At 49.3% G+C, this 16,183-nt stretch carries 14 protein-coding genes and 1 pseudogene; 6 read left to right on the top strand and 9 right to left on the bottom strand.

All coding sequences use genetic code 11. The annotated features are described in order from the left end of the window. The first annotated feature begins 158 nt into the window (after positions 1 to 158). The 3 genes and pseudogenes from DYA43_RS08035 (at position 159) to DYA43_RS23235 (ending at position 2,295) form a co-directional block, all read left to right on the top strand. Entirely contained in the window at positions 159 to 806 is a 648-nt protein-coding gene (locus DYA43_RS08035) for a thiopurine S-methyltransferase (RefSeq protein ID WP_061056593.1), read from the top strand. Positions 807 to 984: 178 nt separating this feature from the next. Next, positions 985 to 1,752 (top strand): annotated as a pseudogene (locus DYA43_RS23240) (PAS domain-containing protein); the annotation flags it as partial. Further along, entirely contained in the window at positions 1,729 to 2,295 is a 567-nt protein-coding gene (locus tag DYA43_RS23235) for a methyl-accepting chemotaxis protein (RefSeq protein ID WP_255283834.1), read from the top strand. The pseudogene DYA43_RS23240 and the gene DYA43_RS23235, both read left to right, overlap by 24 nt. Before the next feature lie 47 nt (positions 2,296 to 2,342). Here the strand turns inward: DYA43_RS23235 and purT are convergent, their stop codons facing one another. The 3 genes from purT to DYA43_RS08015 all read right to left on the bottom strand — a co-directional run bounded on the left by purT (position 2,343) and on the right by DYA43_RS08015 (position 5,957). Continuing rightward, a complete protein-coding gene (purT, locus tag DYA43_RS08025) occupies positions 2,343 to 3,518 on the bottom strand; it encodes a phosphoribosylglycinamide formyltransferase 2 (RefSeq protein ID WP_024374168.1) in 1,176 nt (391 codons plus the stop codon). Positions 3,519 to 3,657: 139 nt separating this feature from the next. Beyond that, complete coding sequence (locus DYA43_RS08020) at positions 3,658 to 4,971, bottom strand: ferredoxin reductase family protein (RefSeq protein WP_061056592.1); 1,314 nt, start codon at positions 4,969 to 4,971, stop codon at positions 3,658 to 3,660. A gap of 95 nt (positions 4,972 to 5,066) precedes the next feature. Then, positions 5,067 to 5,957 carry an AEC family transporter gene (locus DYA43_RS08015; RefSeq protein WP_055451976.1) on the bottom strand — a complete coding sequence of 297 codons (891 nt, stop codon included), beginning with the start codon at positions 5,955 to 5,957 and terminating at the stop codon, positions 5,067 to 5,069. A 225-nt stretch (positions 5,958 to 6,182) separates the two neighbouring features. Here DYA43_RS08015 and DYA43_RS08010 point away from each other — a divergent pair, with 225 nt between their 5' ends. Next, on the top strand, positions 6,183 to 6,707 hold the full coding sequence (locus tag DYA43_RS08010) for an outer membrane beta-barrel protein (RefSeq protein ID WP_061056591.1): 525 nt from the start codon (positions 6,183 to 6,185) through the stop codon (positions 6,705 to 6,707). Positions 6,708 to 6,901: 194 nt separating this feature from the next. Further along, positions 6,902 to 9,610: a bifunctional diguanylate cyclase/phosphodiesterase gene (locus DYA43_RS08005; RefSeq protein WP_061056590.1), complete on the top strand. Its 2,709-nt coding sequence runs from the start codon at positions 6,902 to 6,904 to the stop codon at positions 9,608 to 9,610. 48 nt (positions 9,611 to 9,658) lie between these two features. Here the strand turns inward: DYA43_RS08005 and cdd are convergent, their stop codons facing one another. The 4 genes from cdd to sbcB all read right to left on the bottom strand — a co-directional run bounded on the left by cdd (position 9,659) and on the right by sbcB (position 13,258). Continuing rightward, complete coding sequence (gene cdd / locus DYA43_RS08000) at positions 9,659 to 10,546, bottom strand: cytidine deaminase (protein ID WP_020327590.1); 888 nt, start codon at positions 10,544 to 10,546, stop codon at positions 9,659 to 9,661. A 201-nt stretch (positions 10,547 to 10,747) separates the two neighbouring features. Further along, positions 10,748 to 11,428, bottom strand: coding sequence for an LrgB family protein (locus DYA43_RS07995; RefSeq protein WP_020327589.1), 681 nt, complete (start codon positions 11,426 to 11,428; stop codon positions 10,748 to 10,750). Next, positions 11,419 to 11,793 carry a CidA/LrgA family protein gene (locus DYA43_RS07990; RefSeq protein ID WP_020327588.1) on the bottom strand — a complete coding sequence of 125 codons (375 nt, stop codon included), beginning with the start codon at positions 11,791 to 11,793 and terminating at the stop codon, positions 11,419 to 11,421. Before DYA43_RS07990 ends, DYA43_RS07995 begins: the two co-directional genes overlap by 10 nt. A gap of 40 nt (positions 11,794 to 11,833) precedes the next feature. Beyond that, entirely contained in the window at positions 11,834 to 13,258 is a 1,425-nt protein-coding gene (gene sbcB / locus DYA43_RS07985; protein WP_024374162.1) for an exodeoxyribonuclease I, read from the bottom strand. Positions 13,259 to 13,495: 237 nt separating this feature from the next. Here sbcB and DYA43_RS07980 point away from each other — a divergent pair, with 237 nt between their 5' ends. After that, positions 13,496 to 13,708, top strand: coding sequence for a hypothetical protein (locus DYA43_RS07980; RefSeq protein ID WP_038127137.1), 213 nt, complete (start codon positions 13,496 to 13,498; stop codon positions 13,706 to 13,708). A 78-nt stretch (positions 13,709 to 13,786) separates the two neighbouring features. On the opposite strand, the gene DYA43_RS07975 is transcribed toward DYA43_RS07980, so the two are convergent. Both DYA43_RS07975 and DYA43_RS07970 read right to left on the bottom strand, forming a co-directional pair. Beyond that, positions 13,787 to 15,166, bottom strand: coding sequence for an L-cystine transporter (locus DYA43_RS07975; RefSeq protein WP_020432565.1), 1,380 nt, complete (start codon positions 15,164 to 15,166; stop codon positions 13,787 to 13,789). Between the two features lie 212 nt (positions 15,167 to 15,378). After that, positions 15,379 to 16,050: an NAD(P)H-binding protein gene (locus DYA43_RS07970; protein ID WP_061056588.1), complete on the bottom strand. Its 672-nt coding sequence runs from the start codon at positions 16,048 to 16,050 to the stop codon at positions 15,379 to 15,381. Between the last annotated feature and the right edge of the window lie 133 nt (positions 16,051 to 16,183).

Below are 16,183 nucleotides of genomic sequence, written 5' to 3'. Positions count from 1 at the left end.
TGCTCGACTATTCAGACTGTTAGCAGGATAAACAGTTCCTTTTGCGAGTGTAACCAAGTGTGTATTTCACAAAACTCTGACCGAGTGATAAAAACTGGCTACCGATTTTAAGCAGAATTCGGTACCCTAGCGCGCTCACATGACTTCAGAGATGAACAATGAAAGATCCAGAATTTTGGCACGCCAAATGGGCCTCCAACCAGATTGGTTTCCACCTGACCGATGTGAATACATTATTGATTGACCACTGGCACGCAACTCAGCCAAAACGCGAAGACAGAGTATTTGTGCCGCTGTGTGGTAAAAGCGAAGATCTCGTTTGGTTAGCAGAGAAACACAATGATGTTCAGGGAGTTGAGCTCAGTCCGATTGCCGTGCGCGCCTTTTTTGCTGAACACTTCTATACTCCAACAGTAACGCAGATTAGTAGTTTGCATGAGCTGTATCAGTTTGATGAGCTGTCAATTTACACCGGGGATTATTTTACCGCGCCACTGCAGACCGTCGATATTGTGTACGATCGTGCGGCACTGATTGCATTGCCTGAAGAGATGCGGGCTGATTATGTGGAGCGCTTGAAGCAGTTGCTTAACCCAGGTGCCCGCATTCTTCTGGTGACACTTGATTACGATCAGCAAGAGTTAAGTGGTCCTCCATTTAGTGTTGGAGAAGCGGAGATCCAGCGTCTGTTTCACGGATTTTCGGTTCGCCGCTTGGTGCGCGACGAAGCGAATGCACAGCATCCCAAACGCGCTCAAAAAGGGCTCAGTCGCTTTGCAGAAGAAGTGTGGTTGATTGAGAGCTGATCCATTCTGTTGCCAATGGAGTAAATGGTCTAATCAGGGATTGCAAAGGTGCCGATTTGCTGTACGATACGGCACCTTTTCGCTAGGTTGAAAAATAAGCGGCACGCCAAGAATGCTGCGCATTATCTCAAACATTCCGATTTTATCGAGCCGGCCAGTAATACCATGAGGTCCTAGTATGTTTCTTTTTAGCCGCCGTAAACAAGAACAAGACAATAACGCTCAACTCGAGGCTATGCGCTCTGCCAGCATGGTACTCAATGCCATCAAACATAATGTGCCGTACATTGAATTTTCCAGTGATGGCCGAATTCTGACCGCAAATGAACAATTTCTCAGCGCGATGGGTTATACGCTCGAAGAAGTGCAGGGCCAGCATCATCGCATGTTTTGCGATAAACAGTTGACGTCATCCACCTCATATCAGAACTTTTGGCGCGATCTTGCACAGGGTAAACCACAACATGGGACGTTTCGTCGAGTGTGCAAAGATGGCCGTGACATTTGGATCGAAGCCACATACGTTCCGGTCGTCGATGAGCTGGGTAAAGTATCCAAAGTTGTGAAAGTGGCCAGTGATGTCACGGAAGAGAAGCTACAGCTCGATAGTCAAGCCGCCATTTTTGAAGCCCTGAAAACCTCACTGGCGTACATTGAGTTCACACCACAAGGGCAAATCATTAACGCCAATGACAATTTCTGTCGTTGCGTGGGCTATAAGCTGCGCGAGATTCAGGGGCAACATCACCGTATGTTTTGCAGCGAGGAGTTTTTACGGAGCCATGCTGATTTTTGGCCGTCATTGGCCCGCGGTGAATTCAAGTCGGGGTTATTTGAACGCCGCAATCGTAATGGCGACGTTATCTGGTTGGAAGCAACTTATAATCCAATCCGAGATCAGAATGGCAAAGTTGTTCGCGTCGTGAAATTTGCCAGCGAGATTACCGCGCGAATTCACCATTTGCAGGCGATTCAACAAGCGTCCAAGGTGGCGCAGCGTACCTCGTTGGACACGCTGGATATCGCGAACGATGGAGCAAAAACACTCGATCTCGCAGCTGATGTGGCAAATCAGATAGACAGCTCGGTGGATCAGGCGTCGTCTCTGATGGAGAAACTGACCGCGCAGTCGCAGCAAATCGCACAGATTGTGACTACGATTTCAACCATTGCCGACCAAACCAATCTGCTGGCGCTGAATGCGGCGATTGAAGCCGCGAGAGCCGGCGAATATGGGCGTGGTTTTGCGGTCGTGGCTGATGAAGTGCGTAAACTGGCGGCGAATACCTCTCACGCGACAGATGAAATTGGAAACATCGTTAAACGTAACAGCGAATTGACTCAGGTTTCTGAACAAACCATGACGGAAATTCAGCGCAAAGTGATTGAGTGCAATCAGCAATTGCAATCGACCCAGGCCCTGATTGACGAGATTCGTCATGGTGCGCAAAACGTCGCCGATACGGTGAGCCAACTGGTTAACGATTAAAAAAAGCGCGCTCAACGGCGCGCTTTTTGTATCTTGGTAAGATTCAATCAGTAGTGAATCTTAACGGCCTTGGCGCATTCAATCGCGCGATCCGTTGCTTCTGTCGTGGTTTTTCCGCGCGACAGCGCGACACCAAGACGACGGCGACCGTTGATTTCAGGTTTACCGAACAGGCGGATTTGCGAGTGCGGAACGCTCAGTGCATCGTCTAAACCTGAGAATTGAATATCCGTTGACGTACCCTGGCCCAGAATTGCGGCGGAGGCAGAAGGACCATACTGCGTGATTTCGCCGATGGGTAAGCCAGTAAAGGCACGTACGTGCAGAGCAAATTCAGAGATGTCCTGAGAAATCAGCGTCACCATACCCGTGTCGTGTGGGCGAGGAGAGACTTCGTTGAAGATGACTTGATCGCCTTTAACAAACAACTCAACACCAAACAGACCATAGCCGCCGAGCGCGTTGACGATTTGTTCGGCCACGTATTCTGCAGCTTTAAGTGCATTTTCAGACATCACTTGTGGCTGCCATGATTCGCGGTAATCACCATCTTCCTGACGGTGACCGATTGGCGCGCAGAAGTGTACGCCATCCACTGCACGAACGGTAAGTAGCGTAATTTCGTAGTCAAAATCGATAAAGCCTTCGACAATCACACGACCAGCGCCAGTGCGGCCACCTTCTTGCGCGTACTGCCATGCTTTTTCAATATCCTGTTCGGTTTTAATGACGCTCTGACCTTTGCCCGAAGAGCTCATAACCGGTTTACATACGCAAGGAATGCCGACGAACTCGACCGCTGCGACAAAATCTTGGTAGTTATCAGCAAACCGATAAGGGGAAGTTGGGAGTGAGAGCTCTTCTGACGCGAGACGACGAATGCCTTCACGGTTCATGGTCAGACGGGTAGCGTTGGCGGTGGGTACCACATTTAGTCCCTGAGCTTCCAGTTCCACCAGTTTGCTGGTCGCAATCGCTTCAATTTCCGGCACGACATAGTGCGGTTTTTCTAGATCAATTACCTGTTGCAGTGCTTCGGCATCCAGCATATCGAATACATGGCTGCGATGCGCAACCTGCATGGCAGGTGCATTTGCGTAGCGGTCACAGGCAATAACTTCCAGACCGAGGCGCTGACATTCAATCGCCACTTCTTTACCGAGTTCACCAGAGCCAAGTAACAGTACACGTTTAGCACTGTCTCGAGTAGCAGTCCCCAACATAGAGCGAAAATCCTTATAGTTATGCATCGATTCCCAGCATCAGTGAAATACTGGGAATAACCTTAGTAAAAACAGCGGCAATCATACTGGAATTACCCAGAAAAGCAAACGTTTGCGCAAGGTTGGCTTACACTCGGATTCAGCGCATGGCAAAACGTTCGGAATGGAAGTTCTGTTGCGATAACCCCATGTTAATCAGATGATTTTTCAGGCTTGATCCAAATCCGACCGGACCACAGAAGCTGACACTGGCCTCCGCGAGATTGAGGCGTTCAGCCACCCGTTCTGCACACAAAAATTCGTTATGGCTGGCCGTGAAAACATGCAGATTGACATTAGGCAGTTTGCTGACGAACAGTTCCAGCAGCTTGACGAAATATTGCTGTTTGTCATTATCACGGCAGTAAAACAGTTCAATATGACGACCAGATGAATGCGGCAGTTGTGTCAGGTGTTGTAACCAGGCGACAAAAGGCACAATCCCGATTCCGGCACCAATCCACACTTGCTGAGCGTCCGATGGAATTTGGAAACGGCCGTAACCACCTTCCAATGTCACCTGACGTCCCTCGTTCAATTGATTAAACAGTTGGTGGGTGTAATCACCGAGATCCTTGATCGCAAAGTCAGCTTGTTGAGTAAATGGGTCATACTTCAACACGGAAAACGGGTGGGGCGCTTCGCCATCATGAAAATCCAGATACGCAAACTGACCCGCTTTGTAATCGAGCGGTTCATCCAGTGTGATGCCGATGTGCAGCACGCGATAGTTGCTGCTTTCGTCCGTTACCTGTTTCACCATGGTCACTTGACCTGTGACTTTACGACGACGACCAATTTGTCCGCTGAGAGAGAGCACTGCGCACAGTGAACCGATCACAGCGCAAATCCATACGATGATGTTCAGCGCTGACGCACTCAGCTGATAGTCCAGAACGGTTACGGAGTGGAATGCACCAGCAAGGAAAATCGCGCCAGCAAGCTTGTGCGTGAAACGGAATTTGCGGTAGCTGATCGCCTGAATCAGGCTGATGGCAACGAAAGCGACGAACACATAAAAGGTGTACTCACCGACCATTTTTCCCCAGTGCATCCAGTTGATGCCGTCGGCAGCCTGCCCCAGACGGGCACGGCGTTGAGGCGGGTCCAGTAATCCAAGGCTGACCAACCATTTAGGGGATTCAATGATCACCCAGTGTGACACCAGCGCAACTAACGCCCCGATCCCCATCTGCTTGTGGATCGCGTAGCCCTTATCAAGCCCGTTTACGTACTCTTCCACTTTTGGTAAACGCATCGCCAGCACAATCGACACGGCCATATAGGCAAAGCCGATCGCGCCAGTCAGTAGTGTGAGCTGATGACGCCAGTAGAAGAAATTCGCGTCCGGCTCCCAGGTAAACAATACATTCGGCAACCATAACAAACTGACAATTAAGGCAATTTTTTTCATGATCTAATTCCTTTCATTAACTATGGGTATAGCTTAGATCTGTCAATGAAAAGACGAAATCGACTTTATCTTGTTTTACCTGGGTTGACCTATCTTTACATTCCGCCCCCTTTCAGCGACAGGGCAAAAATCAGCAATAGCGGCAGGGTAAACAGGCAGAGAAAATTGCCGAACAGAACCATCGAAGCCACATTGGTGGGCTCAATGTGAAAACGCTCTGCAAACAGATAGTTCATCACTGCCGGAGGAAGCATAGTAAACAGCACCATCATTTGCAGCTGCATGGTGGGCAGTGGAATGAAGAAGTAGATGAGAGCAAAGGCCACGGCGCCAGTAGTGAGTGATTGGGCGGTGGAGATTAACCCAACCCGCAAGCCCGCAAGACGCATATTGGTCATTTGTGAACCTAACGACAGCAGCATGACAGGCACTGCGGCCTGACCGAGTAGTGCGGTCGCTTCATAGAGCGGTTTCCAGACAGGGGTTCCGGATAAGTTAAACAGCATGGCAACAACAGTGGCGATGAAGACCGGCGCGGTAAAGATCTGACGAAACGAGCCGCCTTTGCTCAGCAGTGCCAATCCCAGGCTGATATGCAGACAAGCGGAGACCACAAACAGCAATACCGCCGAAGAGAGCGCGGTCTCACCAAATGTGTAGGTAAACAGCGGAATCGCCAGGTTACCGCTATTGCGAAACATATGCAGTGGTGCCCAGGCTTTAAAGTTCCAGCCGCCCAGTTTACAAATCGGGATCATCAGTATTCCGGGAATCAACACTGCGATCAAAGAGGCATAGATCAGCGGTAATTGCGCGGTGTCCAGTGGCATGGTTGCCAAAGATGAGAATACCAGCGCAGGCAAAAACGTATCCATGTTGATGCGATTGATTGGGCGGAAATCGGGTTTAAGCCAGCGGCCGATAGCATAACCTACGCACACCAGTGCCATGACGGGAAAGAGTATACTGACAACCTGTTCAAACATCGGTGTCCTTACCTGAGTTGACGGAACATAAGATGTTCAAATTAGCAGGGTTTTTAGTCAGCGTCACGGCTTCAAGTTGCGTTTCGTGCGGCAAGTGTTGTGCACAGATGCTGTCTTGAAGTACGGGATATCGCCAAAAAGTGCAATCAAAGACAGGGATAAAAATTCGATTAACGGTGTCGCTCAGCTAAGCTTTTGATTACTACAACAATAAGGAGTCATCTTATGAAATCGTCCTTGCTGGGATTTGGATTAGGGCTTTTAGTAGTAAGCAGTGCGAGTGTGGCCAGCACCGATAATTTTGACCGTTTTTATATAGGCGTTGGCACGAGTTTTACCGAGCTAGACAGTGATAGTTACGCGATTGTTTCTGACAACAAATCGGACGTGACAGCGATGGGCATCGTGTTTGGTTATCAACCGATTAAGTATTTCGCGGTAGAAGGGCGAGAGCTGTTCCGGGTCTCCAGACATGACGAGGTCTACGACACTCAAGCGTCATTGCTCGCGCGAGGCATCTTACCCATTCATGAATATTTTAATTTTTACGCTGTTGCAGGGCTAAGTCTGATCGCCAAAGATGGCTTTGATGAGCATGGCACAGATTTCACTTACGGCATCGGTATGCGAATCAAAAACCGTACCCCCTTCATATTGGATGTTGAGTATCGTATGTTGTATGACGATTCTTTTGACGGCATCGACATGGAACTCCGTTCCATCAACCTTAACTTTTTGTACGGATTTTAATCTGTGTAGCCCGTCATTTACGGCGGGCTAGTTCGTCCAATTCCATATTTTCAGTGAATAATCTCGCCCATTCTAGGATGGGAACGATCTCAGGGCTTTTTTATGATCAACGAATAGAAAAGCGCAGTGTATTATTTTAATTCGACACATTAGCGTTTAAAATTTTAGCCATTACTAACATTCTGAGGGCTGAGATGTCTCGCTTTCGCTCCGTCAAACTGCACACTAAAACGGCCTTGTTGTTCTCACTGGGACTCATGGCAGTGATTTTTAGTTGCCTGTTTGTCACTCGCTACTTTTTTCTCTTCAGTATCAATGAACTCGAAGACATGGAGATCCACCGGGCCAGCAATCAGGCTCAGGCGGTGATTAAATCTCTGGTGAATCGTCAGGAAAAGAACTCTTTTGACTGGGCTTACTGGGATGAAACCTATAGCTTGCTTAATGATGAAAACCCAGACTACATCGAACGAAATTTAACGGAGGAGTCGCTTGACGCCTTAACGATCGATTTGATGGCGTTTTTGCGCCCCAATTACAACCTTGTCGCCAGCCTGGGCCGAAGCGAAGATGCACATATTGACGTGCAGAGCATACTCGCGACACCAAGCTTAAGCGCATTTTTGCACACGATGTCGAAACGTTTGGACAGCCAAAAAAGCAGTGACGCTGGTCTGGTCAAGATAGGAGACCAAGTGTGGATCATCAGTATGACGCCGGTCCGTGACAGCAGTGGTGAATCGGAAACCGTCGGTTGGATGCTGTGGGGGCAACAACTGACTCGAACTTTCCCATCGCTTTATCAGGATTTGCTGATGGCGCAGAGTCAGTTGCTGACTGATCCCAATGCGATGTCCGGCGTCCACGAAGCTTTTGGTGTTGACGACAACCCGCATTCGATTTTCAGAAGTAATCAAGAGCTGGTTCATTACGCCTCGATTCGGGATATGACTGGCAGTGAAGTCGCGATTCTCAAAACCTGGGAACCTCGTTTGTACTATCAAAAAGGCGAGCATGTCTTTTATTACCTGATCATCAGTATGCTGGTGGTCACGTCCTTCATCTCGATGGTGGTGTTCTGGTTGTTCCGGGACAAGGTCGGCAAACGTTTTATCAGTTTCGAACAGAATATTCAGGATTTGTTGGGCGGCATGCCGCAACATTCGGACAATAAACAAGATGAATTTGAACGTATTACTCAACTGGTTGAGTCATTAGCGCAGTCTTCCAACCAAGCGCAGGACCAACTGAAAGCGACCCTACAGAAATTTGAGGCGCTGTATCACGGCCAGTCGGTGGGCATGATTCTTCTCAGCGATAGAGTCATTGCCGATGTAAACCCGGCAACGTTGGAACTGCTCGGATATCAACGTGAAGAACTGATCGGCAAAACACTGGATGCGATTTGTGGTACCAGTAATGCGGAGTGTGCCGTTGATCAATTCTTTGTGATGTTGGCAAATGGCCAGAACAAGTTTGATACCTTTATGCAGCGCTCTGATTTGTCTGAGATCGCGTGTTCAGTGGAAGCGACGCTGCTCCAGGACAGCGACACGTCCTCAGTGATGTTGGCAGTGCAGGACATCAGCGAACAGAAACAACAGGCTGAACTGATTCAAACGTTAACTCAATACGATCCGATCTCTGGTTTGCTGAACCGTCCAACTTTAATTGAATCGGTTCGAAGCTTGTTCCGCAATCAGTCGGATGGTCACGAGTTTTCAATCATGTACTTCAATGCGACTCGCCTGAAAGAAATTGATGAAGTTTATGGCCATGAACTCTATGACGCTTGTGTGCGCCATATTGCTGACAGCCTTAAACGTTATTTCAGCCGTGAAGAAGTCGGGCGAATCAGTGAGAGTGAATTTGTCGTTTGTTGTACTGGTCCAATTGGCCGGGTTGAGCGAATGGGCAACCACATTCTGGCCGCCTATCGAGCGAAAATCAGCTTGGCTGATATGGAACTCGATCTCGGCTTGAAAGGCGCCTTACTGCCATCATCCATTGACTTCGAGAACTTCGAAAACATCGCTCACTGTGGATACTACACGGTCATGAACCGCAACCCATCGGTAGCGAACCAGTTAACGGTCGTTACACCTGAGCAGTTTGAACGAACGCAGGAGGCGCAAATCCTCAACCGGGATATCGTCGCGGCCTTGAAAAATCGCGAAATCATCGCGCATTATCAGCCGATTGTGAAAGCGGCGTCCGGTCAGTTGGTGGGCTTTGAAGCGTTAGCGCGCTGGAAACATCCTCAATTTGGTATGGTGTCGCCTGCCGTGTTTGTGCCACTGGCAGAGCAACGAAAATTGATTGTTGAGCTCGGCGAGCAGATTCTCGATCAGGCGTGTGAATTTCTGCAAACCTTTCAGCAGGCGCAGGCTCACAACAAACAAATGGTGAGTATTCACGTTAATATTTCCAGCCCTCATTTCTACCACAGCAGTCTGGTCGACACGCTGCGTAAAGTGATCGATCAGTATCAACTGGCAGCCGGCCAACTGGTTCTGGAACTGACGGAGAGTATTCTGATGGGGGTTGAAGAGGAGACGCTGCAACGCATGGATGCCATTAAAGCATTAGGAGTGCAACTGGCACTGGATGACTTCGGTACTGGTTACTCTTCGTTCAGCTCGCTGTGCAACTTCCCACTGGATATTGTGAAACTGGATAAATCGTACATTGATGGCCTGGATACCAACGAAAAGGCGAAATCGCTGATTCGAAATATTATCAGTATGTCACAGGAACTCGGCCTGACGACGGTAGCAGAAGGAGTTGAGAACGCCTCGCAACTCAGAAAACTCAATGTGTGGAATGTGGACGAAATCCAGGGTTATTACTTCTATAAACCGATGGATGCCGCACTGGCGCTGGAAACGTTCCAACGCGGATAAGGTTCCAGCAAAAAAAAAAAGCCAGACGTTGTCTGGCTTTTTTGCTGGTTATAGCGAGAGATATGAGAGCGGAATATCCGGATTGATGGCTTCTAACGTCGCTTGCGTATCCGCCAGATGACTGATGCTGCCTTCGGTCATTTCTGCCAGCGCAGCGCTTTCAATGGTCTCGAACTCTTCACCCGCCATGCGTACCTGAATCAAAGCCACTTGCAGTGGCGGCAGGCTCGGGTTGAACGCCGCGTTTTCAGCGTAAGCACCGAGATACTGATTGCCGCCGCTGGTTTGCAGTGCCACACCGCTCAGATTAGCCGTATAAGGTGCGTAGCTGCGGTTCAATGCTTGCAGAGCTTGCTGCACTAGCGCTTCATCATCATCGCTGGTTTTGCCGTGATCGACTTTTGCCATAAGCGCAGATTCAATACCCAGATCCGATGGGCCAAATGACTCTGGCAGATAGTATTGCAGTGATTTTTCTTCACGTTGCGGCAACTGAATGGACAGCGTCTGTGATGTGTTCAGCTCATTCATGAACTGACGGCAGTGACCGCAAGGACTGTAGTTGACGGTGATATCTGCCAGACCTTCTTCACCTTTCATCCAGGCATGGCTGATAGCCGCTTGCTCGGCATGAATGGTTTGACCCAACTGCACACCAGCAAACTCCATATTGCCGCCAAAGTACAAACGACCAGACAGGCCGCGTACGATGGCACCGACGTAAAATTTAGAGATTGGCACATAGGCGTAGGCCGCTGCCAAGGGAAGCAAAGCAACACGCAGGTCAGCATCACTCATTTCCGAAATGGAAAGCAGTTGGTTGAACTGGTCGGGAGAAAGGGTAGCGTCAAAGTCATCAGCCAGGGTAATCGGAGTCAGAAACTCTGCGATTGGCTTCGGCATGCCCGCTAGCGCCTGTTCAATACGGCTTTTCATAAAGAATCCTTATTAATGTATCGAACTCCATTTTAGGTCACTATCACATCTTTACTGAGATTTTTGTCACATAAATAAATGTAACGATATTTCAGTTTTCATAATTAGAGTGATGTCACACATGTCATCGATTGCACAAAGACAAAGAGTGAACTCTGTCGACGATCGCGGTACGACCATCGACAGCAAGACGTTGTTAGTCTAGAGGGCAGAGAGCCAAACCGCGAAAGCGAATAAGCTAGGAGCAAGGATGGAGGTGATCACACCGCAAACCACTAAGGCCAGAGAACTGAATGCCGCGTCGCGTGGGTCTTTCTCCGCACAGGTAGCGGTGCCAAGTGCGTGCGATACCGTCCCCATAGTCAGCCCTCGGGCGATAGGGTGGGTCACGTTCAGCAGCTTGTAGATTGGATAAGCGAGAATCGCGCCAAACAGCCCGACCATTAACACCAGAATGGCAGCGACAGCCGGTTCTCCACCGAGGTTGCTGGCGACTTCCATTGCAATCGGTGTGGTGACCGATTTACCCATCAGGGCCGCAATCAAGGTTATATCCGCTTTCATTCCCACCGCAATCAGGCTGGCTGTAAGCATCGACATCACACTGCCTACACCGCAAGCGAGCATGATGATGCGCCAGTTGGCGCGGATTTGCGGTAACTGTTCATAGAGCGGGTAAGCCAGAGCAACGACTGCGGGTTGCAGTAAATCGCTCAGCCACTTGTTATCGGCATAGTAAGTTTCAAACGGTACTTTCAGATACATTAGCAGCGGAATAATGATGCCAATACAAATCAACAGTGGGTTCAGGAAGGGGGAATTACCTTTCTTCGCTACCCAGCGCGCAAAGAAAAACACCACAATGGTGACAATCAACCACATGATTTTTTACCTCGCTTCAGAAAGCGATCCAGACTCACGCCGAGTGTCACGATCACCAGTGTGGTGCCACCAATCGCGCTGGCAATAATGGTCCAGGCATTGGCAACCAGCATATCAAAATGCGCCATCAGTCCAACGCTGACCGGAACAAAAAGCAACACCATATAACGAATGAACAGGTTGGCGCCGGGTTTTACCCACTCGACAGGAATCAGTCCTCCTGCCATCAGGGAGAACAGAATAAGCATGCCGATGATACTGCCAGGAATGGAAACTTCCAGCCAGCTTTGTAGATTGATCCCTGCCAGCAGGCACAGAAAAATCAACCCCATTGAGACCACATATTGTGCGATGGTTTTTACCATGAGAATGTCAGCCGTAATTGCAATCAAATAAACTCAGAAACTAAGAGGCTAGCTTCTCTACGTATTGGTAAACGGATTTTAAAATGGCGATTTTCTTTTCGTCACTTTCATGTTCATGAACTAAGTTTTCCAGATTCAGCATGTAATCTGGCAGGTGTGTTTCGTAGTAGTCGCGGCAATGGTTCGCCCAGCGGCGCTGGTCATTTTCATCCAGCGTCCAAGGGAAGTTACGTGCGCGATAGCGAAACAGCAGCGGTTCGATGCGTTTATCGCTGAAGGTAATATCCAGCTCGCCAAGCAGCTCAGGTTTGGTTGAACGGATGATCTCCATCGCCGCTTTATCCGCAGGTGAGAAGAATCCATCATAGAGCTGTGTATCAACATCGTTCGATGCTTCAAATTCTCGTTCAATGCCAAAGAGGGCTGCCAGCTTCTCTCGAATTTCCGGATGCTGACGAATGCGAGCCAGATTCGCTAGACACAATTCGCGATCAATACCGATGGTAGCGGCATTTTCTGCGGTCAGCGTTTTCGCCGGTGCCAGAATCGGGCATTTATTGAGATGAACCAGTTTGACGGGCACAGGCAGTTCATCCGGTGCTAAATCATCGTGACGGGTATATAGACGTGCATGCAGAGCGTCCACATCTAAGTCGATCAGCGGCTGTGGATCTTTGGCCAAATCAGCCACAATCACGGCGTTCTGATTGGTAGGGTGCCAGGCTATCGGCACAATCCAACTGGTGTATTGACACTCGCGACCCAGCATGCCGGACACGTGCATCAGCGGCGTCATGTTGACGATATCAATCAGTTCATTCAGTTTGCGCTTATGGCGCATAGAGAAGAAATAATCGAACAGTTTGGGCTGCGCCGCTTTGACTTTTTTCGCCAGTTCAATCGTCGCAATCACATCGGCCATCGCATCGTGCGCATTTTCGTGCTCAATGCCGTTGGCTTTTGACAAATGCTCTAGTTTGAAGCTGGTAAAACCTTCGTCGTTTTCCGGCCACACAATGCCTTCTGGGCGCAGCGCATGACACGCACGCATCACATCGAGCAGATCCCAACGTGAGTTGCCGTTCTGCCAGCTCCAGGCATACGGGTCGAGAAAGTTGCGGTAGCAGGTATAACGTGTCACTTCATCGTCGAAACGAATGCTGTTATAACCCAGGCTGGTGGTGTTGGGTGTCGACAGTTCTGCGTGAATTTTGGCAATAAACTCCGGCTCTGAAAGCCCTTGTGCCATCGCTTTTTGTGGAATGATGCCGGTAATCAGCGCGGCTTCTGGCGCTGGCAGATAATCCGCTGGCAGTTGGCAATAGATCACCAAAGGCTCGCCAATGATGTTGAAATCCATGTCTGTGCGTACACCAGCAAACTGACTCGGACGATCTTTGGCCGGGCTGGTGCCCCACGTCTCGTAGTCAAAGAAGAAATAAGTTGGCTGGTGTTGCTGCTGCATGTCTCTTTACCAAGTCGCTGATTTAAAAATTGTTGAACGGTTATTAGAACATCCCGTATCGGACATGGCAATCTCGAAACCTCGCCGCAGGCCATGTTCGCTCAGTGATTCAGCAAATAATGCTTGAGCAGAAGCACCGTTTTGGTCTGCATGGATGTTAGCCATGGTCAGGAACAAATTTAAACCCGCCGCACTTTATGTTATTCCATGGTTTATGAGCCTGACAGGATGACTTACATGAAAACATTTGAAATTAGTCGAATACATACGTCAGCCGGAATATTCAGGCTTTCTGGTTATGTGTGCACCTCGGGTGACAGGGTGACGCTGGAATATCGCACTGCTGAGTTTATGGGGACCGACGGTTGGTGTGAGCTCGATATTGAATCCGAACATGCGCGCTCAATACTGGCGGCCATTCAGCCGGAACTGATCGAACATTTAGCCTGAAGCATAGTGGGAATGCGGAGCCGAAAATCAAAAAAGCCGACGTCTGAGCGTCGGCTTTTCGTGACTAAGTGTTGGTACTTACGCAGTCGCTTCCTGAGCTGCTTCAGCAGTGTTGTCTGCTGTTTCATTGAGCAGACGACTGGTGATCGTGCCCGCGGTCATCGCGCCGGATACATTCAGTGCGGTACGCGCCATATCGATCAATGGCTCGATAGAGATCAGCAGCGCCGCGATGGTCACTGGCAGGCCCATGGCAGGCAGAACAATCAGTGCTGCGAAGGTTGCACCGCCACCCACACCAGCAATGCCGAATGAGCTGATGGTGATGATCGCAATCAGCGACAGAATGAACTGAATATCCAGCGGGTTAATGCCCATGGTTGGAGCTACCATCACTGCCAACATGGCAGGATAGATACCTGCACAACCGTTCTGACCAATCGTTGCACCAAAGGATGCGGACAGGTTCGCGATCGCTGGTGACACGTTCAGTTTGGTAATTTGCGCTTCCACGTTCAGTGGAATAGTGGCCGCAGAGCTGCGTGAAGTGAATGCGAATGTCAGCACTGGCCATACTTTCTGGAAGTAAGTTTTTGGATTCACACCCACAAATGACACCAGTACGCCGTGTACGACAAACATCAGTGCAATCGCGATGTAGGAAGCAACGATGAAGCCCAGCAAGTTCAGAATATCAGCGGCGCTTGATGTTGCGACAACTTTTGCCATCAGTGCTGCGATACCGTAAGGAGTCAGCGCCATGATCATTTTAACCAGGCGCATCACGATAGATTGAATTGCTTCCACGAAAGTGCGGATTGGCGCTTCCAGTTGTTCCTTTTCGATCATCACTTTACGAGCCGCAATACCGACCAATACACCGAAGATAACCACGGCGATGATTGACGTTGAACGTGCGCCAGTCAGATCAGCAAACGGGTTGGTTGGAATAAAGCTCAGCAACATTTGTGGAATAGTCAAATCTGCTACGGTTGAAGCGCGGCTCTCAAGTACAGCAATACGTGCCGTTTCACGAGCGCCTTCAGTCAGGCCAGCAGCCGTAAGGCCAAATGCCTGCGTGATCAGAATACCGATCAGTGCGGCAATCGCGGTAGTAAACAGCAGAATGAAAATTGTCAGACCAGAGATTTTGCCCAGTGAACCGTTTTTATCCAGTTTCACCACTGCAGAAATCATAGATACCAGCACTAGTGGCATGATGACCATTTTCAACAGGCCAACGTAACCGTTACCTACAATGGCAACCCATGACAGCGTTTCTTTGATCACACTGCTGCCTTCACCAAAGATCAGTTGAAGGGCCAGACCAAACGCGCTACCCAGCACCAGGCCAAGCAGAACAAGACGAGAAAGGGTGTAGGCTTTTTTCTGTTGTCCAAACAAGAAGAACAGAATGCCGACAAATACCGCGATCGACGCGATAGCTGCAACTGACATAATTTAGAATCCTTAAAACGGGTGTATACCGACCTGAAGAGAAATCCTCAGCGATATTGAAAAGTAGGAACGTATCTAGCGCGCACCATAACGTTTCATATGCGGAATAGAAAATATAAAAACAGCATTATTTAGAACGAAACGTTATGAATGTAGGGGGTTGTACAAATAATTAGCGATCAGACGGTGAAATATTCGTTTCAGTGATATTTCTACAGCATTCGCTTCATATCGGTGGTGTACAGAACGGAAACCGCTGGAGCGTTGCGGTCAAACAAACTGTAAAGCAGGGCCTGAGCGACCACTTCGGCGCGAATCGGAATCAGGTTTTTCAGCTTGCCCCACAACAGGTATTGTCCCACCTTCATGATGCGTTGCAGCCAGACTTCATCAGGCCTTACCGTGTTGCGATTGCCGACTAACGGGCCGGGGCGCACAAAAGTGACGTGCTCGAATCCCATTTGGCGAATCGCTTCCTCCATTTTGCCTTTGCAGCGCAGGTAATGAGATCGTGAGCGCGGATGCACGCCGTAACTCGACACCACGGCCAGACGTTGCACACCGATCGCTTTCATCGTCCGTGCGACCTGACAGACTAAATGATAATCCACCGCTTCCAACTCTTGCTGAGAACCCGCCTGTTTGTGTGTGGTGCCCAGGGCTATGACGCCAAATTCAGGAACTACGTGGTGGTTGTCCCAGTTTTTGACTGTAAGTTCGGCACTCAGCAACTCGGTTAATTTTGTATGGGCTTTAAGCGGTTTGCGGGTGAGAGCATACACGCCGTCAATGACTGGTTCCGCGAGCAGTTGTTTTAATACACAGGAGCCGACAAGGCCAGTTGCGCCAGCGATGATCACCTGAGTGGTGGAAGAGGTAGCCATAAGAATAATCGCTTAAAGTCATAAAAAGACCCCGCGAGGCGAGGTCTTATCGGGTGAATGATCCGTCAGGTCAGTGACAGTGGGACTTGATTGTGCTTTTTGTTGCCCGACGATTTTGCCGGTTTCTGTTTCT

The sequence above is a fragment of the Vibrio fluvialis genome (assembly GCF_900460245.1).
In the GTDB taxonomy this organism is placed as follows: Bacteria; Pseudomonadota; Gammaproteobacteria; order Enterobacterales; family Vibrionaceae; genus Vibrio; species Vibrio fluvialis.
This window is presented reverse-complemented; position numbering and strand designations above follow the sequence as displayed.